General features: G+C 63.6%; 24 protein-coding genes (1 of these 24 cut by a window edge). 15 read left to right on the top strand and 9 right to left on the bottom strand.

Annotated features, from left to right (window positions below; genetic code table 11):
• Window positions 1-46: 46 nt before the first annotated feature.
• Both I6L38_RS18480 and I6L38_RS18475 read right to left on the bottom strand, forming a co-directional pair.
• On the bottom strand, window positions 47-334 hold the full coding sequence (locus I6L38_RS18480; RefSeq protein ID WP_201889775.1) for a PTS sugar transporter subunit IIB: 288 nt from the start codon (window positions 332-334) through the stop codon (window positions 47-49).
• A 32-nt stretch (window positions 335-366) separates the two neighbouring features.
• Window positions 367-810 carry a PTS sugar transporter subunit IIA gene (locus tag I6L38_RS18475; protein ID WP_005307534.1) on the bottom strand — a complete coding sequence of 148 codons (444 nt, stop codon included), beginning with the start codon at window positions 808-810 and terminating at the stop codon, window positions 367-369.
• A 252-nt stretch (window positions 811-1,062) separates the two neighbouring features.
• Between I6L38_RS18475 and I6L38_RS18470 the strand changes: the two genes are divergently transcribed.
• From I6L38_RS18470 to I6L38_RS18460, 4 genes are all read left to right on the top strand, one after another.
• Window positions 1,063-2,085 (top strand): LacI family DNA-binding transcriptional regulator, encoded by a 1,023-nt coding sequence (locus tag I6L38_RS18470; protein ID WP_017766511.1) that lies wholly within the window; start codon window positions 1,063-1,065, stop codon window positions 2,083-2,085.
• 29 nt (window positions 2,086-2,114) lie between these two features.
• Window positions 2,115-3,095, top strand: coding sequence for an MDR family oxidoreductase (locus tag I6L38_RS18465; RefSeq protein ID WP_017766512.1), 981 nt, complete (start codon window positions 2,115-2,117; stop codon window positions 3,093-3,095).
• Between the two features lie 74 nt (window positions 3,096-3,169).
• Complete coding sequence (locus tag I6L38_RS22750) at window positions 3,170-3,292, top strand: hypothetical protein (protein ID WP_005307545.1); 123 nt, start codon at window positions 3,170-3,172, stop codon at window positions 3,290-3,292.
• A gap of 135 nt (window positions 3,293-3,427) precedes the next feature.
• The gene (locus I6L38_RS18460) at window positions 3,428-3,763 is read left to right on the top strand and encodes a DUF2799 domain-containing protein (protein WP_026141784.1); all 336 of its coding nucleotides are present in this window, start codon (window positions 3,428-3,430) and stop codon (window positions 3,761-3,763) included.
• Between the two features lie 4 nt (window positions 3,764-3,767).
• Here I6L38_RS18460 and I6L38_RS18455 read toward each other — a convergent pair whose 3' ends face one another.
• Together I6L38_RS18455 and I6L38_RS18450 are read right to left on the bottom strand one after the other, a co-directional pair.
• Window positions 3,768-3,938: a hypothetical protein gene (locus tag I6L38_RS18455; RefSeq protein WP_005307551.1), complete on the bottom strand. Its 171-nt coding sequence runs from the start codon at window positions 3,936-3,938 to the stop codon at window positions 3,768-3,770.
• 105 nt (window positions 3,939-4,043) lie between these two features.
• On the bottom strand, window positions 4,044-4,478 hold the full coding sequence (locus I6L38_RS18450; protein WP_005307553.1) for a flagellar basal body-associated FliL family protein: 435 nt from the start codon (window positions 4,476-4,478) through the stop codon (window positions 4,044-4,046).
• Window positions 4,479-4,623: 145 nt separating this feature from the next.
• Between I6L38_RS18450 and I6L38_RS18445 the strand changes: the two genes are divergently transcribed.
• Complete coding sequence (locus tag I6L38_RS18445; protein ID WP_005307556.1) at window positions 4,624-5,160, top strand: chorismate lyase; 537 nt, start codon at window positions 4,624-4,626, stop codon at window positions 5,158-5,160.
• Window positions 5,157-6,020, top strand: coding sequence for a 4-hydroxybenzoate octaprenyltransferase (gene ubiA, locus I6L38_RS18440; RefSeq protein ID WP_017780823.1), 864 nt, complete (start codon window positions 5,157-5,159; stop codon window positions 6,018-6,020). The genes I6L38_RS18445 and ubiA overlap by 4 nt, the downstream gene beginning before the upstream one ends.
• A gap of 61 nt (window positions 6,021-6,081) precedes the next feature.
• Here the strand turns inward: ubiA and plsB are convergent, their stop codons facing one another.
• Entirely contained in the window at window positions 6,082-8,505 is a 2,424-nt protein-coding gene (gene plsB, locus I6L38_RS18435; protein WP_017766517.1) for a glycerol-3-phosphate 1-O-acyltransferase PlsB, read from the bottom strand.
• A 204-nt stretch (window positions 8,506-8,709) separates the two neighbouring features.
• On the opposite strand from plsB, the gene lexA reads away from it, so the two are divergent.
• The 4 genes from lexA to dinF all read left to right on the top strand — a co-directional run bounded on the left by lexA (window position 8,710) and on the right by dinF (window position 12,318).
• On the top strand, window positions 8,710-9,333 hold the full coding sequence (gene lexA, locus I6L38_RS18430; protein ID WP_005307564.1) for a transcriptional repressor LexA: 624 nt from the start codon (window positions 8,710-8,712) through the stop codon (window positions 9,331-9,333).
• 446 nt (window positions 9,334-9,779) lie between these two features.
• Window positions 9,780-10,067 (top strand): hypothetical protein, encoded by a 288-nt coding sequence (locus I6L38_RS18425; RefSeq protein ID WP_216988823.1) that lies wholly within the window; start codon window positions 9,780-9,782, stop codon window positions 10,065-10,067.
• A gap of 213 nt (window positions 10,068-10,280) precedes the next feature.
• Window positions 10,281-10,907 (top strand): SCO family protein, encoded by a 627-nt coding sequence (locus I6L38_RS18420; RefSeq protein WP_005307570.1) that lies wholly within the window; start codon window positions 10,281-10,283, stop codon window positions 10,905-10,907.
• A complete protein-coding gene (gene dinF, locus I6L38_RS18415; protein ID WP_216988822.1) occupies window positions 10,897-12,318 on the top strand; it encodes an MATE family efflux transporter DinF in 1,422 nt (473 codons plus the stop codon). The genes I6L38_RS18420 and dinF overlap by 11 nt, the downstream gene beginning before the upstream one ends.
• 28 nt (window positions 12,319-12,346) lie before the next feature.
• On the opposite strand, the gene trmL is transcribed toward dinF, so the two are convergent.
• From trmL to I6L38_RS18400, 3 genes are all read right to left on the bottom strand, one after another.
• Window positions 12,347-12,817: a tRNA (uridine(34)/cytosine(34)/5-carboxymethylaminomethyluridine(34)-2'-O)-methyltransferase TrmL gene (trmL, locus tag I6L38_RS18410; protein ID WP_043171451.1), complete on the bottom strand. Its 471-nt coding sequence runs from the start codon at window positions 12,815-12,817 to the stop codon at window positions 12,347-12,349.
• A gap of 68 nt (window positions 12,818-12,885) precedes the next feature.
• Entirely contained in the window at window positions 12,886-14,241 is a 1,356-nt protein-coding gene (locus I6L38_RS18405; RefSeq protein WP_005307577.1) for an ATP-binding protein, read from the bottom strand.
• Window positions 14,238-14,933, bottom strand: a complete 696-nt coding sequence (locus I6L38_RS18400) for a response regulator (RefSeq protein ID WP_010635506.1) — start codon at window positions 14,931-14,933, stop codon at window positions 14,238-14,240. The genes I6L38_RS18405 and I6L38_RS18400 overlap by 4 nt, the downstream gene beginning before the upstream one ends.
• 86 nt (window positions 14,934-15,019) lie before the next feature.
• Here I6L38_RS18400 and I6L38_RS18395 point away from each other — a divergent pair, with 86 nt between their 5' ends.
• The 4 genes from I6L38_RS18395 to I6L38_RS18380 all read left to right on the top strand — a co-directional run bounded on the left by I6L38_RS18395 (window position 15,020) and on the right by I6L38_RS18380 (window position 18,468).
• Window positions 15,020-15,931 carry a cation diffusion facilitator family transporter gene (locus I6L38_RS18395; protein WP_010635505.1) on the top strand — a complete coding sequence of 304 codons (912 nt, stop codon included), beginning with the start codon at window positions 15,020-15,022 and terminating at the stop codon, window positions 15,929-15,931.
• Between the two features lie 8 nt (window positions 15,932-15,939).
• Window positions 15,940-16,719 (top strand): serine O-acetyltransferase, encoded by a 780-nt coding sequence (cysE, locus tag I6L38_RS18390; protein WP_005307587.1) that lies wholly within the window; start codon window positions 15,940-15,942, stop codon window positions 16,717-16,719.
• A 21-nt stretch (window positions 16,720-16,740) separates the two neighbouring features.
• A complete protein-coding gene (locus I6L38_RS18385) occupies window positions 16,741-18,021 on the top strand; it encodes a hypothetical protein (protein ID WP_216988821.1) in 1,281 nt (426 codons plus the stop codon).
• A 237-nt stretch (window positions 18,022-18,258) separates the two neighbouring features.
• A complete protein-coding gene (locus I6L38_RS18380) occupies window positions 18,259-18,468 on the top strand; it encodes a cell division protein ZapB (protein WP_005307594.1) in 210 nt (69 codons plus the stop codon).
• A 72-nt stretch (window positions 18,469-18,540) separates the two neighbouring features.
• On the opposite strand, the gene elbB is transcribed toward I6L38_RS18380, so the two are convergent.
• A complete protein-coding gene (gene elbB / locus I6L38_RS18375; protein WP_017780830.1) occupies window positions 18,541-19,191 on the bottom strand; it encodes an isoprenoid biosynthesis glyoxalase ElbB in 651 nt (216 codons plus the stop codon).
• 400 nt (window positions 19,192-19,591) lie between these two features.
• On the opposite strand from elbB, the gene polA reads away from it, so the two are divergent.
• Window positions 19,592-21,534: the 5' portion of a DNA polymerase I gene (gene polA / locus I6L38_RS18370; protein WP_216988820.1), read on the top strand. Its footprint extends 814 nt past the window's final position; the window shows 1,943 of its 2,757 coding nt (coding positions 1-1,943); the start codon lies at window positions 19,592-19,594; its stop codon lies beyond the right edge, outside the window.

Here is a 21,534-nt window from a genome sequence, read left to right as displayed (position 1 = left end):
AGATGGAAGCGGTGGCTCATCGGCCGCCCAGACAGTCGCAAAGGGGTTAGAGTGCGCCCAGCTCGCGCAGGGCGATGGCGAGTTTTTCTTTCATGGCGGCCTTGTCGACCATGTTGTCCAGCGATACCAGCCGGCCGTCGACCCCCATGCTGATCAGCTGTTCGGCGATGTCGCGGGTGGCGACAAAGATCTCGGCGCTCTCGCTGCCGGCGGAAGCGAGATCCCGGTGATCCACCTCGGCCGTCACGGCCAGCTCCTTGAGAATGTTCTTGATGCTCATCTCCATCATCAGGCTGGTACCCAGGCCGTGTCCGCATACAACCAGAATCTTCATGTTCTCTTCCTCTATCGGGCGCAGGGCGCCACTCAATAACGCGCCAGGATGCGCAAGATGTCGTCTTTGCTGGTGGCCGCCATGATGGCCGCCACGTCTTCTTCATTCATGAACAGCTCGGCCAGCTGGGCGATGGTCTCCACGTGGGAGTTGCTGTCGCTGGCGGCCAGGGTTACCAGCAGCCGGACCGGGTCGTTGCCCTCGGAGCCGAAGTTGACTCCCTCCTTCAACACGGTCAGCGCCAGTCCCAGCCGGTTGACGCCGTCTTCCGGGCGGGCGTGAGGCATGGCCAGGCCCGGGCCCAGCACGTAGTAGGGGCCGAGCTCCTCGTGGGAGCGGTAGAGCGCCGCCACATAGGAGGGCTCGATGGTGCCGTTGGCCAGCAGGGGGGCGGTGGCCAGCTCGATGGCGTGACGCCAGTCGCGGGCGCCCGCTTCGATGGAAATGACCTCCTCGGTCAGCAATTGGGTCAGCATGGCAGTGTCCGGGCTGGATAAGATGGCGCCAATCTAGCGATCTTGCCGGCTGATAACTGTGAGTCTGATCGCGAAAGTTAGCGCTACCAGATAGCGCTAACATCGAACTGTGATAGCGCTATCATTTCTCTCACAGAAGGGATTCATCCTGCCCCTTGTCGGCTTCAAAGGGGGTAAAATCCGGTTTGAGCAAATAGTCAGTGCCCCGCTTTTGCCTTAAAGTGAGCACCCGTATGCCGAGGAAGGGAAAGGATGTCAGAAGCGAAGAAACGCCGTAGCACGGGTCGGGTGACCCTCAACGATGTGGCCCAGCTGGCTGGCGTGGGGGCCATGACGGTGTCGCGCGCCCTGCGCACCCCCGAGCTGGTGTCCGACAAGATGCGCGAGCGCATCGAAGCGGCGGTGGACGAACTCGGCTATATCCCCAATCGGGCAGCGGGGGCGCTGGCGTCCGCCACCTCCCAGACCATAGTGGTGATCGTGCCCAGCCTGACCGACTGCGGCTGCGGCGAGGTAATTGCCGGACTGCAGCAGAGCCTGCGCCGGGAGGGTTACCAGATCATGCTGGGGGATGCCCAGCACCTCAAACAGCAGGAAGAGAGCCTGCTGACCAGTTTCTTGCAGCACAATCCGGCGGCCGTGGTGCTGTTTGGCAGCGATCCCGGCGAGACCATCCGCCAGCGGCTGAAGGCGGCCCGCCTGCCGGTGGTGGAGGTGGGGGCCATGGCCCGCAGCCCCATCGACATGAACGTCGGGGTCTCCAACTTCGATGCCGGCTATCAGCTGACCCGCCACCTCATCGAGCGCGGCTACCGCAATATCGGTTTTCTCTGCGCCCGCCAGGAGCAGTGGATGCTGCAGCAGCGCATGCAGGGCTGGCAGAAGGCGCTGCTGGACAACTACCTCTCCCCCGACGCCATCATCAACACCTCGGAGCGACCCAGCTTCAGCACCGGGGCGGCCATGCTGGGGGAGTTCCTGCTGCGCTGGCCCGAGCTGGATGCGCTGGTCTGCGTCAACGACGAGCTGGCGGCCGGGGTGCTGTTCGAATGCCAACGCCGCCACCTGAACGTGCCGGGCAAGCTCGCCATCGCCGGTTTCGACGATCTGGACGTGGCGCGCGCCTGCTATCCGGCCCTCACTTCGGTTCGCATCCCCTATCAGCGGATGGGGCAGGAGGCGGCCGATCTCATCTTGCGTCAGCTGGCCGGTGAACCCGTCATGGGCTCGGCGCTGACCCTCGACTTCCAGCTGCAGAAGCGGCAAAGCAGCTGACCCTTTTCACACTCATCAAAGAGGCAACCATGTTCAAGGCTCTGTTACTGGAAAACCAAGAAGGCAAGACGGTACCGACCCTCACCCGGCTGGGCGAGAGCCAGCTGCCGGAAGGCGAAGTGCGGGTGGCGGTGAGTTACAGCTCCATCAACTACAAGGACGGGCTGGCCATCACCGGCAAGGGCAAGATAGTGCGCCAGTGGCCGCTGGTGCCCGGCATCGACTTCGCCGGTACCGTGCTCGAGTCTGCCGATGAGCGTTATCAGCCGGGCGACAAAGTAGTGTTGACCGGCTGGGGTGTGGGGGAAGGGCACTGGGGCGGCATGGCCGAACAGGCGCGGGTCAAGGCCGACTGGCTGGTGCCGCTGCCGGCCGGGCTGGATGAGCGCCAGGCCATGTGCATCGGCACCGCCGGCCTGACCGCCATGCTCTGCGTGCTGGCGCTGGAAGAGGCGGGAGTGACCCCGCAGAGCGGCGAGATCCTGGTGACCGGCGCCGCCGGCGGGGTGGGCTCCACTGCGGTCGCACTGCTGGCCGCGCTGGGGTATCAGGTGGCGGCGCTGACCGGTCGTCCCGAGGAGCAGGGCGAGATGCTGACCGCGCTCGGTGCCAGCCGCATCGTGCCGCGCAGCGAGCTGCTGGAGCCTGCCAAGCCGCTCGAGAAGCAGCTGTGGGCCGGGGCGATCGACAGTGTCGGCAGTCAGGTGCTGGCCAAGCTGCTGGCCCAGATGAACTACGGCGGCGCCGTGGCGGCCTGCGGTCTGGCGGGCGGTTTCGATCTGCCCACCAGCGTGATGCCTTTCATCCTGCGCAACGTGCGGTTGCAAGGGGTCGACTCGGTGATGTGCCCGCTGGCACGTCGCCAGCTGGCCTGGCAGCGACTGGCCCGGGATCTGCCGGCCAGCTTCTTCGCGCAGGCGGTGACCGAGATCGGGCTGGAGCAGGTGGTGGAGGCCGCCGAGGCCATCACCCAGGGCAAGATTGCTGGCCGCACCCTGGTCAAACTTTGAACTCCCGCTGACTGGCGAGCCCCATTTTTCTGGATAGACTTTGAGTGCGGGTGCACTATCCAAGGAGAATGAGCATGGGTGGACACAAGCCGGATTACGACCTCGACGACGAGTGGGAGCCGGAATCCTGGGAGGACGAGCTGGACGAATGGGAAGACGAGAGCTGGCAGGACGATGACCCTCTCGACGACCAGTAATCCGCGTATTGAATACACAGGCGGGCCTCGGGCCCGCCTGTTTTTTTGGGCGGCTCACAGGAATGGGGGCGGGCACTTGGAGGCCGGCGGCGGGCTGGCTAGAATGAACTGCCCAAACGACACTCAAGGATGACTATGCGACTCTCGGTGATAGTGTTTGCCGCCCTGCTCGGGGGCTGTTCCTCCCATTCGGATGATCCGTGCGAGAAGGTGTGGAGCGAGGTGGGGGAGGCGGATGGCAAGCTGGGCCTCACCGCCGAGCGGGTCGAATTCCATCAGGCCCAGTGCGGCGAGAAGGTGAATGCCGAGCTGTGGAAACAGGGACACCAGAAAGGGCTGGCCTGGTACTGCCGGCCGGAACATCTCTATCTGGCAGGCCGTTCCGGCGAGGAGTACCGCGGGGTATGCCCCAACGACGTCCAGGCGCGCCGGTTGTTCGAGCAGGGGCGCCAGGGCTGGACCGATCAATAGCCGGTCAGGCTTCTTTCTCTTTCAACCGCAGCGGCTGACACAGATAGCTCTTGTCGTTGGCGCTGCGGGCACACTTGCCGCAGACGAACTTGGGTTTGCGCACGATTTTGCGCAGGGTCTTGAGATCGGCCGGGATCTCGCTGCGACGCCATTCACACAGGGTCTTGTTGCCCATTCCGACTACCTCGACAACTCAGTGGGCCCTAGTGTAATCAATTTTCATTTCTAAAACAGCGAGCGGGCCCGGATGATCGCATGGCCCGCTCGTGATGACGGGACATTACTGATAGAGGAATTTGGTGAAGATGAGCTCGCGTATCGCCTTCTTGCCGCTCTCTTTGACCAGCAGCTCGTTGGCCCGGGTCTCGCACTCCTTGCGCAGATCTTCGCGGCTGACCAGAGACTTGATCTGATCGGCGGTCTTGCTGCCCATCAGGCGGATGATGGCGTCGCGGATCAGGGGGTCATGCTGCTCCAGCAGCTTGAGGTCGGCCTCGTTCTCGGCCATCAGCTCCACCGTCACCCGGACGTAGCCGAGGGTTTTACCGTCGCTCAGGTAGTTGGTGATGATGTCGGGATCCAGCAGGTGGTAGAGGAATCCCGGCTTGGCCGCCGCCGCTTCTCCTTCTGCGGGTGCTTCCCCCCCTTCGGAGGCATAGGCCTGGAGTGCACCGCAGCTCAGCAACAACACCAGCAGAAATTTGAATAGCTTCATATGGATGGCTCATCAGCAAGAGATACCCCATTTTTGATGTTGCCATCGGGGCCGTCAAGCACGGATGTTCTTACAATTCTCGATTGATTTACGGATAATAAACCGGATTTTAACCTGATAACGGAAATCTCCGGATGGTGAAGCTGTGAAGTCCGAGTTGACTGTTCCCCTTGTCCGGCTGGAGCCCTGGCGGACTCCCGCGCAGTGCGAGCCGCCCGAGGCCTTGCTGCCCTGGTTGCTGGAGGCGGACTCCATGACCCGGCGCCTGCGCCGCCACAATCACCACTTTTCGGTGCAACTGCTCGGCAACCGCAGCGTCCCCCTCGATGCCGACGAGCAGCAGCTGGTGGCCGCCGATCACCCGGCAGGTCTGTGCCGCGAGGTGATCCTGCACGGTGATCGGGGGCCGGCCCTGCTGGGCTGGACCCTGTTCGCCGAGGCCGCCTTGCCTGACAGCGGCTTGCGCGAGCTGGGCGAGCAGCCTCTGGGTGAGCGTATCTTCGGTGACGAGCCTGCCCGGCGCGATCACCTGCAACTGGCCTGTTTCGAGATTGCGAGCAATCCCTGGTGCCCGGCCGGCATCGTGTGGGGACGCCGTTCCCGTCTGTTTCTGGGGCAATGGCCACTGCTGGTCCATGAACTCTTCTTGCCCTCTCTGTCATGCAACAAGGAGCTGGAGTGAATCTGTTAACCAAGGAGCGGGGACTGGCCTACGTGCAGTTGGCTCGCATCGACAAGCCCATCGGTACCCTGCTGCTGCTGTGGCCGACCCTGTGGGCGCTCTGGCTGGCGGCCGATGGCCTGCCGGATCTCTGGACCCTGCTGGTGTTCGTGGTGGGGGTGTTTCTGATGCGCTCCGCCGGTTGCGTCATCAATGACTATGCGGATCGCAACTTCGACGGTCACGTGAAGCGTACCGCCGGCCGACCGCTGCCCATGGGCAAGGTCAAGCCACGGGAGGTACTGGCGCTGTTCGCCGTGCTGGCGCTCATCTCGTTCGCACTGGTGCTGACCATGAACCCGCTCACCATAGGCCTGTCGTTTGCGGCCCTGCTGCTGGCGGTCTGCTACCCCTTTATGAAGCGCTACATCCAGATCCCCCAGCTGGTGCTCGGCATGGCCTTCTCCTGGTCCATTCCCATGGCCTACGCGGCCCAGGCCAACGCCCTGCCGGCCGTGGCCTGGCTGGTGTTTCTCGCCAACCTGCTGTGGACCATCGCCTACGACACCGAGTACGCCATGGTGGACCGGGACGACGACCTCAAGCTCGGTCTCAAGTCGAGTGCCATCCTGTTCGGCCGCCACGACAAGCGGATCATCGGCGCGCTTCAGCTGCTGACCCTGCTGATCCTGCTGCTGGTGGGCCAGCTGAGCGAGCTGGGATCCAGCTACTACTGGTCGCTGCTGGCGGCGGCGGCGCTGTTCGTCTATCAGCAGCGGCTGATCCGGGAGCGGGCGCGGGAAGGATGCTTCCAGGCGTTCCTCAACAACAACTACGTGGGGGCGCTGATCTTCGCCGGGGTGGTGATCAGCTACCTGTGAACTCGTTTTCCCCAATGAAAAAGGCCGCGACATGCGGCCTTTTTCATTGGTGTGTACCTGCTCAGGTCCGGTTGCCCGCCTGAATGGTACGGCGGATCTTGGTGCTGAGCAGTGGCACTATGTTGTCGGCCAGCGCCTGGAAGCGGCCTAGATCCGGCTTGCAGCCCGGATCCAGATAGCCTTCGCTGCGCAGGGTGTGGATCAGGGTGCTGAACAGCTTCTGGTCGAAGAACTCGGGGGCGTTGATGCCGTGCAGGGTGCCGAGGCGCTCCGCCATCATCAGGCCGTCCGCTTCCAGCTGCTCCGCCTCGATACGGGGCTGGGCCAGCACCCGGGTCAGCACGATGGCGTAGCGCTGCAGGGTCTCCTGGATGCTCTCGGCCAGGAGCAACAGGCGGGTCTGGTTGACCGGATTGACCCAGAAGCCGCCGTCGCGGGCCTCGATCAGCTGCTGGCGCTGCAGTTCGGCCAGCAGGGCATCGATCAGCTCTGGCAGCTCATCCTCTTCGTAGCGCAGGAACAGCTCGGTCTTGAGCAGCGGGTAGATGTCGATGCAGCGGGCGACGATCTCGCTGCGGGAGATCCCCTCGCAACGCTCGATCAGGGCCGCCACCAGCGAGGGCATGGCGAACAGGTGCAGTATGTTGTTGCGGTAGTAGGTCAGCAGGATCGCCTGATAGCGGTCCAGGCTGATGATCTGCCCCAGCTTGTCCTCGCTCACCTCGAACTTGTTGAGCTCCATCGCCTGATCCAGCAGGGTCTTGGCATCCTCGGCCGGCATGGTGCTGTGCGGGCTGTAGGGCACCTGCTTGAGCAGGTCCAGATAGGTGTTGAGCTGGGCCTGCAGTTCGTCGCGGGTGAGGGCATGGCGTTCGGCGGCCAGCAGCGCCAGCGCGCTCAGGGTCAGGCCGTTGACGGCGGCGGCGCCGTTGATACGGGTCATCAGCAGCTCGGCCAGCTGGTTGACGGTGCCCGCCATCCACTCGGGGCGCTCCTCCTCGCCGATGTGCTCCTTCCAGGTCGGCACGTGTTCGTTGAGGTAGCTGTTGAGGGTCAGCGGCTCGCCGAAGTTGACGAAGCCGCGGCCGTAGTTGCGCAGCTTGCGCAGGATGCCGAGCACCTGCAGGAAGCTCTCCTTCTCCTTGCGGCTGCCCTTGAGCTCGTTGTGGTAGGTGTTCACCTCCATCACGTGCTCATAACCCAGGTAGACGGGGACGAAGGTGAGCGGCCGATCGAGCCCGCGCATCATGGCCTGCAGGGTCATAGCCAGCATGCCGGTCTTGGGTGGCAGCAGGCGACCGGTACGCGAACGACCGCCCTCGGTGAAGAACTCCACCGAGTAGCCCTTGGCAAACAGCAGGTTCAGGTATTCCCGGAATACCGTGCTGTAGAGCGGGTTGCCCTTGAAGGTGCGGCGGATGAAGAAGGCGCCGCCGTGGCGGAAGATCGGGCCCGCCGGCCAGAAGTTGAGGTTGATGCCGGCCGCGATGTGGGGCGGCACCATGCCCTGGTGATAGATGACGTAGGAGAGCAGCAGGTAGTCCATGTGGCTTCGATGGCAGGGCACGTAGACGATCTCGTGACCCTCCTGGGCTAGCTGGCGCACCTTCTCGGCGCCGTTGACCGACAGGCCGCGATAGAGCTTGTTCCACAGCCAGCCGAGGAAGCTCTCGCCGAGGCGGATCAACCGGTAGGAGAAGTTGGAGGCGATCTCGTCCATGTAGCCGTGAGCCCGTTTCTGGGCTTTATCGAGGCTGATCCCCTCGCGCTGGGCCTCCTCCTCGATGGCCTGCTGGATCACGCCAGAGTCGAGCAGTTGCTTGAACAGCAGGTTGCGGTTGGGCAGCTTGGGCCCGGTGGCGGCCAGCTGCTGGCGGCTGAAGTGGGTGCGAGCCACCCGCGCCAGCTTGTGGGCGATGGCCTCGTCGGTGCCGTGCTTGTCCGCCATGTAGCGCAGGGAGAGCGGCGGAGAGAAGCGCACCAGGTTCTCGCGTCCTTTCAGGATCACGATCAGCGCCTTCTTCAGGCGGTTCGGTGCCAGGCTGCTGATGATGTTCCAGCCGGAGGCCTCCTCGCCTTCCCGACCCGGGGCACGGCCCCAGAACAGGGTGACGGGCACCACCTGGATGTCCAGCGCCGGATCCTGCTTGTGCAAATCCAGCAACTGGTGGAACTCCTGCAGGAAGGGGAGCGGCTTGCTGCGCTTGCCGAACAGGGGAGGCGGACGATCAAGACAGACATAGCGCGGCAGCAGCTGGCCGTTCAGCTCCAGCGGCGTGAAGGGGCCGGGCAGACCGAGATCCTCGCAGCACTGCTGCAGGGTCATCAGGTCGGTGATCGAGCTGGTCTTCAGGGCATAGACGATGGGTCTGGCCGGATCCAGCTTGAGTTCCGTGATGGGGTTTTCCGGCAGGCTCTTGTGATTGACCAAGCCGCTGACCGGCCATTGCAAGATGGCTCTGGAAATCTTCTGTCCAAGGGACATGTGCGTCTGCTCTCCAAAAAAATGCGGCGTGAGCATAGCAAATCACCGACTGCTTGTCGCCGAGAGGTACGATGAGTCGGCTGCGCGGGATCAAAACCATGGCAAATGAACAGAGGGCCGCGACAAATGTCAGCTGCGGCTTGCCTTGGCCACTGCACTGTATATACTGCCAGTGTGCTGTATAAAAAGACAGGTGCCCATGCTATGAAACCCCTTACTCCCCGCCAGGCCGAAGTGCTGGAGTTGATCAAGGCGAACATGAACGAGACCGGCATGCCGCCGACTCGCGCCGAGATTGCCCAGAAGCTTGGTTTCAAGTCGGCCAACGCGGCCGAGGAACATCTGAAGGCCCTGGCCAAAAAGGGGGTCATCGAGATCATGCCGGGCACGTCCCGCGGTATCCGCCTGCTGCTCGAAGAGGAAGAGCAGCTGGAAGAGAGCGGTCTGCCGCTGATCGGCAAGGTGGCTGCCGGCGAGCCCATCCTGGCCCAGGAACACATCGAGAGCCACTACCAGGTGGATCCCGCCCTGTTCCACCCGCGGGCAGACTTCCTGCTGCGGGTACAGGGCATGAGCATGAAGAACATCGGCATTCTGGATGGCGACCTGCTGGCGGTGCACAAGACCCAGGAGGTACGCAACGGTCAGGTGGTGGTGGCGCGGCTCGACGAAGATGTCACCGTCAAACGCTTCCAGCGCAAGGGCAGCCAGGTGTGGCTGCTGCCGGAGAATGAAGAGCTCTCCCCCATCGAGGTGGATCTCGCCAGCCAGCACCTTACCATCGAGGGGCTGGCGGTCGGCGTCATTCGCAACGCCGACTGGATGTAATCCGTGCCAACAGGGCCTCCCATGGGAGGCCTTGTAGTTTCTGCGCTCCTTTCCCCGTGATTTCAATCAGATCCTGATACCCGGCACTTTTGTCTGCGGGCGCTCGCCGCAGGCGATTCATTTCAGATATATCATTTGGTAAGGCTGGCTCACTGGCGTGAGCCGCCCCCCGATGCTCGGCAAGACGCGCAGCTTCGCGTCGCTGGTGGCAGGAACCCCGAGGGCAGCAGGGAATAACAAGCGCTTCGCGCCCGGTGCAGGCAGCATGTGTGCCTCGCCCGGGGGCAGAGGCGTCAGCGGGATAGAAGGGAGAGTGGCCAGCAGGGCGCCGGCAGTCGGCACAGCAGCGGCACACTCGCGCAGTCGACACGCGGCAGTCATCGGGTCGCCCCTTGCGGTGGTGGACGGTGCCGGTCGACGTGACCTGTTGATCAAGGAGGACAGGTATGGCTTCAAGCTCGCCATGGGATCCGGGTCTGGCATCGCCCGTTTCTTCCATCACCCGTTTCATCAAGGGTAACCGGATGACCCGTTTCTACGCGCTCTGGGTGCACCACAAGGGCGCCTGCTGGACCATCTGGCTGGGGTGCCCGAAGGACAAGATTGTCCGCCTGGTGCGCCTGTTTCACAGCCATCACGAGCAGGGGTTGGCCGATGATCTCTGGACCGCTCCTGTCATCCCGCTGCGCGCCTCGAGCCGCCGCCTGCACGAGCGGCGCCGACAACATCCCTGACCCCGTTGCAAGACAGCCCCACCTCCCGGTGGGGCTGTCGTTTTGGGCGATCCGGCGTCGCTTTGCAGGCCCTGGCGTCATCTTCTGACCAAAGTTGGCCAGCGAACGGGCAACCGTGACAAGGGAGTGACCGGCCCGGTGCTCACTGGGTTACAATAGCCCTTTCATTCGGGCCCGGCTGGCGGGCATGTCGACGTAAAGGGTTTGTTTTTTATGGTGAAACCACGTTACCCCTTGCTGTTTCTGCTGCTGGTCGGGGGCATGATGGGCGGTTTTTACTGGAGCCAGCCCTCCCTGCCCGAGCACGCCGACTACTACCCGGCGGGGCGGGACATCAATCCGTTTGCCTTCACCGATCAGGATGGTCAGCCCTTCGTGCCGGCCAGCCTGACCGGCCACTGGACCTTCCTGTTCGTCGGCTACACCTTCTGTCCCGACATCTGCCCGACCACCCTGGCGGACCTGCGTTCCGTCTATCCCGAGCTGAAAAAGATCGCTCCGAGCAGCCAGGTGGTGTTCATCTCGGCGGATCCCCAGCGGGACGACGTGGCCCGCCTCAAGACCTACACCGCCTTCTTCAACCCGGAGTTCAAGGCGGCGACCGGCCCCCACGACAAGCTGTTTCCCTTCGTGCGCAATCTGGGGCTCATCTACTCCATCGCCGATCAGGGGGAGAAGGATTACTTGATCGACCACTCCGCCTCCATCGTGCTCATCAATCCGGCCGGCAAGTTGGAGGCCGTGTTTCGCCCTCGTCTGAGCGAGGACGGGGTGCCCAGGGTGGTGATGGCGAGCATGGTGTCGGACTTTGCCAGGATAGTGCGGCTGGATGGCGAATAGTGATGAGCAACGGACGTCCTCCGGCATGTTGACCCCCGTCTGGTGGCGAGACGGACGGCGCCATCGCGCCGTGTTTGCCCTGGCCCTGCCCATGGTCTTCTCCAATGTCACCACTCCGCTGCTGGGGCTGGTGGACACCTGGGTGATCGGTCATCTCGGCCAGGCCTGGTTCCTCGGTGGCGTGTCGGTTGGGGCCACCCTCATCAACCTGCTGTTCTGGTTGCTCGGCTTTCTGCGGATGTCCACCACCGGCCTGACCGCCCAGGCCCATGGCGCCAGCAGCCCGGCCGGCCAGCTCGATACCCTGGCCAGGGCGCTGGGGCTCGCCATCGCACTGGGGCTGGCGTTGTTGCTACTGTTGCTGCCGTTGCTCCCCACTCTCATCGACCTTAGCGGCGGCTCCGCCGAGGTGCAGCACTATGCCGCCGAGTACGTCTCGGTACGGATCTGGAGCGCCCCGGCGGCGCTCTGCAACCTGGTGATCATGGGCTGGTTGCTGGGCATGCAGGATGCGCGCAGCCCCATGTTGCTGCTGATCTTCACCAACCTGGTCAACATGGGGCTCGATGCCTGGTTCGTGCTGGGGCTGGGCTGGCAGGTGAAGGGGGTGGCTGGCGCTTCGCTGCTGGCGGACTACAGCGCGCTCGGGTTGGGACTCTGGCTGGTGAGCCGGCACCTGCGCCGGCTGGCGCCGACGGCGTGGCAGGGGGCCTGGCAGCGCTGGCGCCAGTGGCCCGCGTTGCTGCGACTGCTGGCCCTGAACCGGGACATCTTCATCCGCTCCCTCTGTCTGCAGCTCTGTTTCGCCTTCATGACCCTGCAGGGGGCCAGGCTGGGAGACGTGGCGGTGGCCGCCAATGCGGTGCTGCTCAACTTTTTGATGCTCATCTCCTACGGGCTGGACGGCTTCGCCTATGCGGTGGAGGCCATGGTGGGGCGCGCCATCGGGCGGCGGGATCGGCAGGGACTGCGGGAGGCCATCGGCCTCAACCTAGGCTGGGCGCTGCTGATTGCGCTGGGCTTCAGCCTGCTGTTTGCGCTGGGAGGCAGCCGGCTGATTGAGTACATCACGGATCTGCCGGCGGTGATCGCCGCGGCCAATGCGCAGCTGCCCTGGCTCATCGCCATGCCGCTGCTGGCGGTCTGGTGTTTCCTGCTGGACGGGGTCTTCATCGGGGCGACCCGGGCCCGGGAGATGCGTAACAGCATGCTGGTGGCGGCCCTCGGCGGCTTCTTCCCGGTCTGGTGGCTCTGTCAGGGCTGGGGCGTGGCGGCCTTGTGGGCCGCGATGGCGGCCCTGATGGCGGGGCGGGGACTGACGCTGGGCTGGCTCTGCTGGCAGCTGGAGCGCGATGGTCGGCTGCTCCACTCACCCCATGGGGCGGGGGAGGCGCAGCAGGCCTCCTCCTGAGCCCGCTATCTGACCAGGCAGATCCGGTTCAGACCTGCAGCGAGCCAGGGTAGCCCAGCTGGCGCCAGCTTTCGTAGACGAATACCGCCACCGCGTTGGAGAGATTCATGCTGCGGCTCTGGGGCAGCATGGGAATGCGCAGCCGCTGCTCGAACGGCAGGCTCTCGATGATCTCGATGGGCAGGCCGCGGCTCTCGGGCCCGAACAACAGAGCATCCCCGGCGGCAAACTGTACCGCCGAATGGGCGGTGCGCCCCTTGGTGGTGCAGGCAAATACCCGCGTCGGCGCCACCGTCGCCAGGAAGGCCTCGAAGTTCGGCCAGCGCTTCACCTCGGCGAACTCGTGATAGTCGAGCCCCGCCCGCTTCACCCGCTTGTCATCCCACTCGAACCCCAGCGGCTCTATCAGGTGCAGCCGATAGCCGGTGTTGGCGCAGAGGCGGATGATGTTGCCGGTGTTGGGCGGAATTTCCGGTTGGTAGAGCACGATGTCGAGCATGACGGCGTCCTGATGGGGCGAAAAGGGCGCCAGCATACCCAGCGCCCGGGCGGATGAAAAGGGCCTGCTCAGCCGATGGGCAGGCGGATGGTGATGGTCAGCCCGGCCGGGTGGTTGCTGCTGGCGCGGATGGTGCCGCCGTGGCGCAGGATGGCCTCCGCGGCGATGGCCAGCCCCAGTCCGGTGCCGCCGGTCTTGGCGTTGCGGGCATCATCCACCCGGAAGAAGGGCAGGAACAGCTGCGGCTGCTGCTCCACCGGTACGCCGGGGCCGTCGTCGCGGATGGTCATCACCCACTCCCGTCCCTCCCGGTACCAGTCCACCTTGATGAACTCGCGGGCATATTTGAGCGCGTTGCGCAGCGGGTTTTCCAGCGCCCGGGCCAGCAGATCGGGCCACATCCGCAGGGAGTCGGTGGGCAGTGGCGGCAGCCGGAGCTGCTTGCCGCTCTGGTTTGCCTCGAACATGGCGTCGTCCAGGATGGGCTCCAGCAGGTCGGCCAACGGCATCACCACCGGCGCCTCCACATGTTGCTGCACCCGCGACAGATCGAGCAGGTCACCGATCAGCTTGTCGAGCCGGCCGATCTCCGATTCGATCCGGGCCAGCTCGTTGCTGTCCCCCTGCTTGCGGCGGATCAGCGCCTGCGCCAGCTGGATGCGGGTGAGCGGGCTGCGCAGCTCGTGGGAGATGTCGGAGAGCAGCTGTTTCTGCTTCTGGATCATGTTCTTGAGGGTATCGACCATGTGGCTGACGTGATCCGCCAGCTGGCCTATCTCGTCCCGCCGCCCCAGGTTGGGGATCTGCGCCTCCAGATTGCCCTCCGCCAGTTGGGAGACTGACTGCTGCAGCTGCAGGATGGGGCGGGTCAGCCGCCAGGCCAGCAGCAGGCAGAGCGGGGTGCTGACCAGCATGGCGATGCCGAGGATCTGGATCGGGTGATCCAGGATCTGGATGAACAGGAACAGATAGGAGTTCTCGACGTTGAGGCCGAAGTAGACGTGGTAGATCTGGCCGCGATGTTCCATCTGGAAGGGACCGGCGATGGCCCGCTTGTGCTCGCTGCCCAGCATGGGCTTGGCCGGGTTGTCCGAATCGAGCATGAAACGGACCACGAACTTGCTCAGGCGGGTGCTGGACTGCATCTGCCCCTTGGCGTCGCGCAGGTAGATGTTGTCCACCGGCAGCAGGCCGGCGGCGTCGATGGCCTGGGCCAGATCGAAATCCTGAGTGGGATCCGCCCCCTTCTGCAGCGCCTTCAGATTGTTGTTGAGACGGGCGATCTCGTGGGCCGGCAGCGGGATGATGTTGCGGGGATCCAGGGTCGGCAGGATCACCACGGCGGCCACCACCAGCAACAGCATGAACCAGAACCAGAGGAAGATCTGGGTGGAGAGACCGTTGAAGGTGCGGGCCGTTCTCATGCCTGTTCCAGCCACAGGTAGCCACGGCCGCGCACCGTCTTGAAGCGGGGCTGGCCGTCGGTGCGCTCAGGCAGCTTCTTGCGCAGGTTGCTCAGGTGCATGTCGATGGCGCGGTCGAAGGGTTCCAGCTTCTTGCCGAGCACCAGCTCGGAGAGCTGGCTCTTGCTGACGATCTGGCCCGGGTTGCGCAACAGGCACTCCAGCAGGCCGAATTCGGTGGCGGTCAGCTCCAGCAGATCGCCGTGGCAGCTGGCCTGCTGCAGGCCGGGCTGCAGCACCAGATCCATGAAGCGCACCTCGTCCGAACTGCCACCGCGCTGGGGCTGGCTGCCCTGGGTGCGGCGCAGGATGGCGCGCACCCGGGCCAGCAGTTCCCGGTCATCGAACGGCTTGGCCAGATAGTCATCGGCCCCGGCCTCCAGTCCGTTGACCCGATCCTGGCTGTCGCCGCGGGCGGTCAGCATCAGCACCGGGGTGTCGTGGGTCTTGCGCAGCCGGGTCAGCATGGCGAAGCCGTTTAGCTTGGGCATCATCACGTCCAGCAGGACCAGGTTGAAGTGCTGTTCGGCCAGCCGCTGCAACCCCTCTTCGCCATCCTCGGCGACGGTCACCTGGAAGCCTTCCAGGGTCAGAATTTCGGTGAGCAACTGGGTCAGCTCGAGATCGTCGTCGACCAGGAGTATTTTGTGCATCTGAAGTCATTCCGCTGATTTTTCGCGCCAGACTGGCGCAGGGGTCAGGGTATAATAGATTTTTAACCGCAAGAGGAAAGCCGGTTTTGAGCCATCAACAATATTCCCGCTGGGTGACGCTGGCCAGCATGGCCGCCGTCACCACCGCTACCCTGCTGATCACCGGCAAGCTGATCGCCTGGCTGATGACCGACTCCTCGAGCCTGCTGGCCTCTCTCACCGACTCCTTCATGGACGTGAGCGCCTCCATCATCAACCTGCTGGCCATTCGCTACGCCCTGTCACCGGCCGACGACGAGCATCGCTTCGGCCATGGCAAGGCGGAGTCGCTGGCCGGGCTGATCCAGTCAGCCTTCATCTCGGGCTCCGCGCTGCTGCTGGTGATGCACGGCATCTCCTCCCTGCTCAAACAGGCGCCGCTGGAGCGGCTCGAGGCGGGTCTGTGGGTCAGCGGCGGCTCCATCGTGCTGACCCTGCTGCTGGTCAGCTTCCAGAGTTTCGTCATCCGCAAGACCAACAGCGTGGCCATCAAGGCCGACATGCTGCACTACCGCTCCGATCTGCTGCTCAACGGTGGCGTGCTGCTGGCACTGGTGCTGGCGGGGCAGGGCTGGTACTGGGCCGACGGCCTGTTTGCCATCCTGATCGGGCTGTTCCTGCTGTGGGGGGCGTTGCACATCGGTTATGAATCGGTGCAGGCGCTGCTCGATCGTCAGTTGCCAGCCGAGGAACAAGCGAGAATAATGGCCCTCTGCTGTGCCGTCGAAGGTGTACACGGGGTGCATGATCTGCGCACCCGCCAGTCCGGTCCGACCCGCTTCGTGCAGTTGCATCTGGAACTGGACGATCAGCTCCCTCTGGTCAAGGCCCATCAGATTGCCGATGAAGCCGAACTGGCGGTTCGTCAGGCATTCGAGCGCATGGATGTCATCATCCACATGGACCCCATCTCCGTGGTGCACAAGGAACAGCAAGGCACTCCCTCAGAACAACAGTAGGCTGCAACATGGATGATCTGGTTGCCAGAACCTGGCAAAAAATTCAGCAAGAAGCGGCGAGCATGGCGACCGAAGAACCCATGCTGGCCAGCTTCTTCCACTCCACCATTCTCAATCACAAGAACCTGCGTTCGGCCCTCAGCTTCCAGCTGGCCAACAAGCTCGACAGCGCCACCATGCCTGCCATCGCCTTGCGCGAGGTGATCGAGCTGGCCCTGCGCAGCGAGCCCGAGCTGCTGACCATGGTCGCCGCCGACATCTGCGCGGTGCAGGAGCGCGACCCGGCGGTCGACCTCTTCTCCACCCCGCTGCTCTACCTCAAGGGGTTCCACGCCCTGCAGGGCTACCGGGTCGCCAACTGGCTGTGGCGCCAGGGGCGTCGTTCGCTGGCGCTCTACCTGCAGAACCAGATCTCCGTGGTATTCGGGGTGGACGTGCACCCGGCCGCCCGCATCGGCAAGGGCATCATGTTTGACCACGCCACCGGCATAGTGGTGGGCGAGACGGCGGTGATCGAGGACGATGTCTCCATCCTGCAGAGCGTCACCCTGGGTGGTACCGGCAAGGAGAGCGGCGATCGTCATCCCAAGATCCGGGAAGGGGTGATGATAGGGGCGGGCGCCAAGGTGCTCGGCAACATCGAAGTGGGCATGGGCGCCAAGATCGGCGCCGGCAGCGTGGTGATCAACCCGGTGCCGCCGCACACCACAGTGGCGGGCGTGCCCGCCAAGATCGTGGGCCGTCCGGAGTGCGAGAAGCCGTCGCTGGACATGGATCAGTGTCTCTGATCCCCTGACCGAGGCGAGTCGATGGCCAAGCGCTGGTCGGGTTATCTGATCCTGGGGATGTGGCTGCTCAACCTGCTGCACCTCTATCTGGGGTTCTCCCCCTGGCCGGCGGCCATCGCCGCCTGGGGAGCCTCCCTGCTCACCTGGCCCTGGCTGGTTGGGGCGGCGCGCCGTCAGGCGCTGGCCCTGTACGGGGCGGCACTGGCCCTGCTGATCTTCTCCTGCTGGCAAGGGGCCAGCCTCCAGCCGGCGGACTGGCTGCTGCCCAACATCAACATGCTCACCATGTTTGCGGCGGTGAGCACCCTCAATCTCGCCACCTCGGGCCTGCTGACCGGCACCAGCTCATGGCAAGGGCGCAAGGGGCTGTGGAGCACCATGGCCAGCCTCAACCTGCTGGGGGCCGTCATCAATCTCTCGGTGCTCTTCATCATCGGCGATCGGCTGGAACGGGGCGGCACCCTGGAGCGGCGTCAGGTACTGGTGCTGAGCCGGATCTTCTGTGCCGCGGCCTTCTGGTCCCCCTTCTTCGTCGCCATGGCGGTGGCGCTCACCTATGCCCCCGGTCTGCAGCTGTCGCAGATCCTGCCGTTCGGGCTGCTGGCGACCCTGCTGGCGATGGGGTTGACCGCCTGGCAGGTGGAGCGGTTGGGGGTGGCGGACTTTGCCGGCTACCCGCTGCGGCTGCAGACCCTAGGGCTGCCGGTCGCCCTGGCCGGGCTGGTGCTGCTGATCAAGCAGATCTGGCCGGATCTCGGCATCCTGGCGGTGATCGCCCTGGTGGCGCCGCTGCTGGCGTTTGCCTTTATGCCGAGCACGGGGCGAGGCCCTGCCCTCAAGCGGCAGGTGGTGGAGCGCTTTCCCGCCATCGGCGGTCAGATAGTGCTGTTTCTGGGGGCCGGTCTGCTGGCTGCCGGCATCAACAGCGCGCTGTCGGTGCTCGAGCTGGGCGGCGGCCACGGCTTGCCCTTCTTCCATCACTTCGGCTGGCTGGAGGCCTCGCTCACCCTGCTGCTGATCCTGCTGGTGGCCATCGTCGGAGTACACCCGCTCATCAGCATCTCCGGGCTGGCGCCGCTGCTGTGGCCACTGGCGCCGGATCCCAGCCTGCTCGGCATGACCTTTTTGCTGGGGTGGGGGCTGGCCACCGGCACCAGCCCGCTCTCAGGCTCCAACCTGGCGCTGGCCTCCCGTTACAACCTGAGTGCCGGGGCCATTTTGCGCGGCAACCTGCTCTACGGCCTGCTGATGTACGGGGTTGCCTGTCTGCTGCTGGGGGCCTATATCGCCCTGCATAGCTGAGGCGTTCGGTTGATGTGAATAGGGGAGCAGATCGGATGCAATGGCGGCTTGTGCGGGCCCTGCCGTGGCCCCGGCGCAGGATGCGAGAAAAATAGACGCATATTTAGTCAATACATCCATGGAAGGCGCATTTTACAGCGCACCGGCTTGTTTGTGCCGATGCCATCAGGGTATGCTGGCTTCACGCGCTTGAATCGCCCTCTGTGGGGCATCGCAATTGAACATACAGGTATGCATATGTCACTAGAAGTCCTTGAGCAACTCGAATCTAAAGTACAATCCGCCGTCGACAACATCTCCCTGCTGAAGATGGAGCTGGACGAGCTGAAAGAGCAGAACAGCAAGCTGCAAGACGAGAACCATCAGCTGCGCAACGAGCACGTTGCCTGGCAAGAGCGTCTGCGTGCCCTGTTGGGCAAGATGGATCAGATGGGCGAAAGCATCTAATCCGTCGCTATACGCGAGAATTGAAAACGGGCCGCTCCATGAGCGGCCCGTTTGTTTGGGTCAATCTGGCAGTCAGAGCGCCAGCAGCTGCTTGACGGTCTTCTCGATGCCGTCCGCCGCCTCCACTATATTGCTGGCCAGCATGTAGGCGGGGGTGGAGATCACCTTGCGCTCCTGATCCACCACGAACTCGTTGACCGGGCAGTTGAGATGGCTGCCCCCCATCGCCTCGATGGCGTTGGCGGTGCCCTCGTCATGGCCTATGGTGGCCAGGGTGCCGGCGCCGTAGATGAGCGGGATCATGGCCGGTGCGATGCAGATGTAGGCTGCCGGCTTGTTGGCCCTGGCAAAGCTCTGGCAGGCCTTCAATACATCCGGCTGGATTTGGCACTCGGCTCCCTTGATGGCGAAGTCGCACAGGTTCTTGGCGGCGCCGAAGCCGCCCGGCACCAGCAGGGCATCGTAGTCGGCTGCATCCAGCTCTGCCACGTCCTTGATCTGGCCGCGGCAGATGCGGGCTGCCTCGACCAGCACGTTGCGGCTTTCCCCCTCGCTGACTTCGCCGGTCAGGTGGTTGATCACATGGAGCTGCGGAACATTGGGCGCAAAGCACTGCACGGCGGCGCCCTGCCTGGCCAGCGCCAGCAAACTGATGACGGCCTCGTGGATTTCGGCCCCGTCAAAGACGCCACAGCCACTCAAGATCACGGCCACTTTTTTCATGACAGACTCCTCGTTGTTGAAAATGTGAGCCAGGATGGATTGTTGTACTTTTGTATGGTTATCGTTCGTCCTCCGCTGGTCAAGTCATCTTGCTGTGCTAGGATTGTTTCGTTTCGGATCCTGCCGCGTTTACTCCCTTAAATCTTTTTCCACATTGATCGAGATCATTTCAACGGTCTGGCGATCGGTTTTAACGATCTCAATTCATTGTTATGTATGCAATTTTCATTTTTTATCCACAGTGGTTTCACTGGGGTTCATCAATCACTCCATTTTTGAGCACAGAGTTATCCACAACGTGGTAGTCGATGAGGATCCCTCGGCCGGGTCGCCCCCCCTCTTGGTGTGAGGGGGGCCCTGTGGCATCCTAGCGGCTGTTTATCTCTGGCAGGACGATTTCATGGCCCCTAGCAATCCCCTTATTCTGGTCGACGGCTCCTCTTATCTTTACCGCGCCTTCTTTGCCTCTCAGCAGGCCGATCTGCGCACCTCGACCGGTTTGCCGAGCGGCGCCGTCCGTGTCATGGCCAACATGATGCGCAGCCTGCGCAAGCAGTATCCCGACTGCCACGTGGCCGTGGTGTTCGATGCCAAGGGCAAGACCTTCCGCGACGACATCTATCCCGAATACAAGGCCAACCGGGCCAGCATGCCGGACGATCTGCGCAGCCAGGTTGCCCCCATCCACCAGATGATCAAGGCGATGGGCTTCCCCTTCCTGATGGTGGAGGGAGTGGAGGCGGACGACGTGATCGGCACCCTGGCCCGTCAGGCGACCGAGAAACAACTGCCTGTGCTCATCAGCACCGGCGACAAGGACATGGCGCAGCTGGTCTCCGACCATGTCACCCTGATCGACACCATGAAGGACGTGAAGACCGATCGGGAAGGGGTGATCGAGAAGTTCGGCGTACCGCCAGAGCTCATCATCGACTACCTGGCTCTGATGGGGGACAAGGTGGACAACATCCCCGGCATGACCGGCGTCGGCGAGAAGACCGCACTGGCCCTGCTGCAGGGGATCGGCAGCATCGACGAGATCGCCGCCAACCTCGACAAGGTGGCGGCACTCGGCTTCCGCGGCTCCAAGGCATTCGCAGACAAGTTCCGCGAGCAGGAGGAGCAGGTACGCCTCTCCTATGTGCTGGCTACCATCAAGACCGACGTCGAGCTGGAGCAAAGCCTGGAAGAGCTGGAGCTTGGCCCCATCGACAAGGAAGCCCTGCTGGCGGTCTATCGCGAGTATGAGCTGCGCAACCTGATAAAAGAGCTGGAGTCCGGTGGTGAGGAAGGGGCCGCTTCGACCGAGGGAGATGAAGACGCCGCACCTCAGGAAGCGGCCATCGAAACCGACTACTGCTGTATTCTGGACGAGGCCGAGTTCGACGACTGGCTGGCACGCCTGCAAGCGGCGCCGCTGTTTGCCTTCGACACCGAGACCACCAGTCTCGACTATATGGAAGCGCGCGTCGTTGGCGTCTCCTTTGCCATTGAGCCGGGCAAGGCGGCCTATGTGCCCTTCGGCCACGACTATCTGGGGGCGCCGGTGCAGCTGACCGAGGCCGTGGTACTCGGCAAGCTCAAACCGCTGCTGGAAGATCCGGCCCGCTTCAAGGTGGGGCAGAACCTCAAGTACGATCGCAACGTGCTGCTCAACCACGGCATCGAGCTGCAGGGTATTGCCTACGACACCATGCTGGAGTCCTATGTGCTCAACTCCACCGCCAGCCGTCACGACATGGATTCGCTGGCCCGCAGGTATCTGAATGCCGAGACCATCTCGTTCGAAGAGATTGCCGGCAAGGGGGTGAAGCAGCTTACCTTCAACCAGATTGAACTGGAGCAGGCGGCCCCTTACGCGGCGGAAGATGCCGATATCACCCTGCGTCTGCACCAGGCGCTGTGGGGCAAGCTTGCTGCCGAGCCGGGCCTCGCCAAGGTGTTCAGCGAGATCGAGCTGCCGCTGCTGCCGGTATTGGCACGGATGGAGCGACTCGGTACCACCATCGAGCCCAAGCTGCTGCATAAGCAGAGCCAGGAGATCGAAGTGCGGCTGGCAGAGCTGGAGAAACAGGCCCACGAGCTGGCCGGGCAGGAGTTCAACCTCTCCTCGCCCAAGCAGCTGGGGGAGATCCTCTTCACCAAGCTGGGGCTGCCGATCATCAAGAAGACTCCGAAAGGAGCCCCTTCCACCGCGGAAGAGGTGCTGGCCGAGCTGGCGGAGACCTATGAGCTGCCGCGTCTGCTGATGGAGCACCGTGGTCTGGCCAAGCTCAAGTCTACCTACACCGACAAGCTGCCGCTGATGATCAAGCCGCAGACCGGGCGGGTGCACACCTCCTA

Source organism: Aeromonas sp. FDAARGOS 1408 (assembly GCF_019048665.1).
Lineage (GTDB): Bacteria > Pseudomonadota > Gammaproteobacteria > Enterobacterales > Aeromonadaceae > Aeromonas > Aeromonas dhakensis.
The sequence above is the reverse complement of the archived record's forward strand: the minus strand, read 5'-3'. Positions and strand labels throughout refer to the sequence as shown.

Excerpts from the sequence above, each read along its gene's own strand:
- I6L38_RS18480 (WP_201889775.1), bottom strand. The coding sequence starts at position 334 with ATGAAGATTCTGGTTGTATGCGGACACGGCCTGGGTACCAGCCTGATG.
- I6L38_RS18475 (WP_005307534.1), bottom strand. The coding sequence starts at position 810 with ATGCTGACCCAATTGCTGACCGAGGAGGTCATTTCCATCGAAGCGGGC.
- I6L38_RS18470 (WP_017766511.1), top strand. The coding sequence starts at position 1,063 with ATGTCAGAAGCGAAGAAACGCCGTAGCACGGGTCGGGTGACCCTCAAC.
- I6L38_RS18465 (WP_017766512.1), top strand. The coding sequence starts at position 2,115 with ATGTTCAAGGCTCTGTTACTGGAAAACCAAGAAGGCAAGACGGTACCG.
- I6L38_RS22750 (WP_005307545.1), top strand. The coding sequence starts at position 3,170 with ATGGGTGGACACAAGCCGGATTACGACCTCGACGACGAGTGGGAGCCG.
- I6L38_RS18460 (WP_026141784.1), top strand. The coding sequence starts at position 3,428 with ATGCGACTCTCGGTGATAGTGTTTGCCGCCCTGCTCGGGGGCTGTTCC.
- I6L38_RS18455 (WP_005307551.1), bottom strand. The coding sequence starts at position 3,938 with ATGGGCAACAAGACCCTGTGTGAATGGCGTCGCAGCGAGATCCCGGCC.
- I6L38_RS18450 (WP_005307553.1), bottom strand. The coding sequence starts at position 4,478 with ATGAAGCTATTCAAATTTCTGCTGGTGTTGTTGCTGAGCTGCGGTGCA.
- plsB (WP_017766517.1), bottom strand. The coding sequence starts at position 8,505 with ATGTCCCTTGGACAGAAGATTTCCAGAGCCATCTTGCAATGGCCGGTC.
- lexA (WP_005307564.1), top strand. The coding sequence starts at position 8,710 with ATGAAACCCCTTACTCCCCGCCAGGCCGAAGTGCTGGAGTTGATCAAG.
- I6L38_RS18425 (WP_216988823.1), top strand. The coding sequence starts at position 9,780 with ATGGCTTCAAGCTCGCCATGGGATCCGGGTCTGGCATCGCCCGTTTCT.
- I6L38_RS18420 (WP_005307570.1), top strand. The coding sequence starts at position 10,281 with ATGGTGAAACCACGTTACCCCTTGCTGTTTCTGCTGCTGGTCGGGGGC.
- dinF (WP_216988822.1), top strand. The coding sequence starts at position 10,897 with ATGGCGAATAGTGATGAGCAACGGACGTCCTCCGGCATGTTGACCCCC.
- trmL (WP_043171451.1), bottom strand. The coding sequence starts at position 12,817 with ATGCTCGACATCGTGCTCTACCAACCGGAAATTCCGCCCAACACCGGC.
- I6L38_RS18405 (WP_005307577.1), bottom strand. The coding sequence starts at position 14,241 with ATGAGAACGGCCCGCACCTTCAACGGTCTCTCCACCCAGATCTTCCTC.
- I6L38_RS18400 (WP_010635506.1), bottom strand. The coding sequence starts at position 14,933 with ATGCACAAAATACTCCTGGTCGACGACGATCTCGAGCTGACCCAGTTG.
- cysE (WP_005307587.1), top strand. The coding sequence starts at position 15,940 with ATGGATGATCTGGTTGCCAGAACCTGGCAAAAAATTCAGCAAGAAGCG.
- I6L38_RS18385 (WP_216988821.1), top strand. The coding sequence starts at position 16,741 with ATGGCCAAGCGCTGGTCGGGTTATCTGATCCTGGGGATGTGGCTGCTC.
- I6L38_RS18380 (WP_005307594.1), top strand. The coding sequence starts at position 18,259 with ATGTCACTAGAAGTCCTTGAGCAACTCGAATCTAAAGTACAATCCGCC.
- elbB (WP_017780830.1), bottom strand. The coding sequence starts at position 19,191 with ATGAAAAAAGTGGCCGTGATCTTGAGTGGCTGTGGCGTCTTTGACGGG.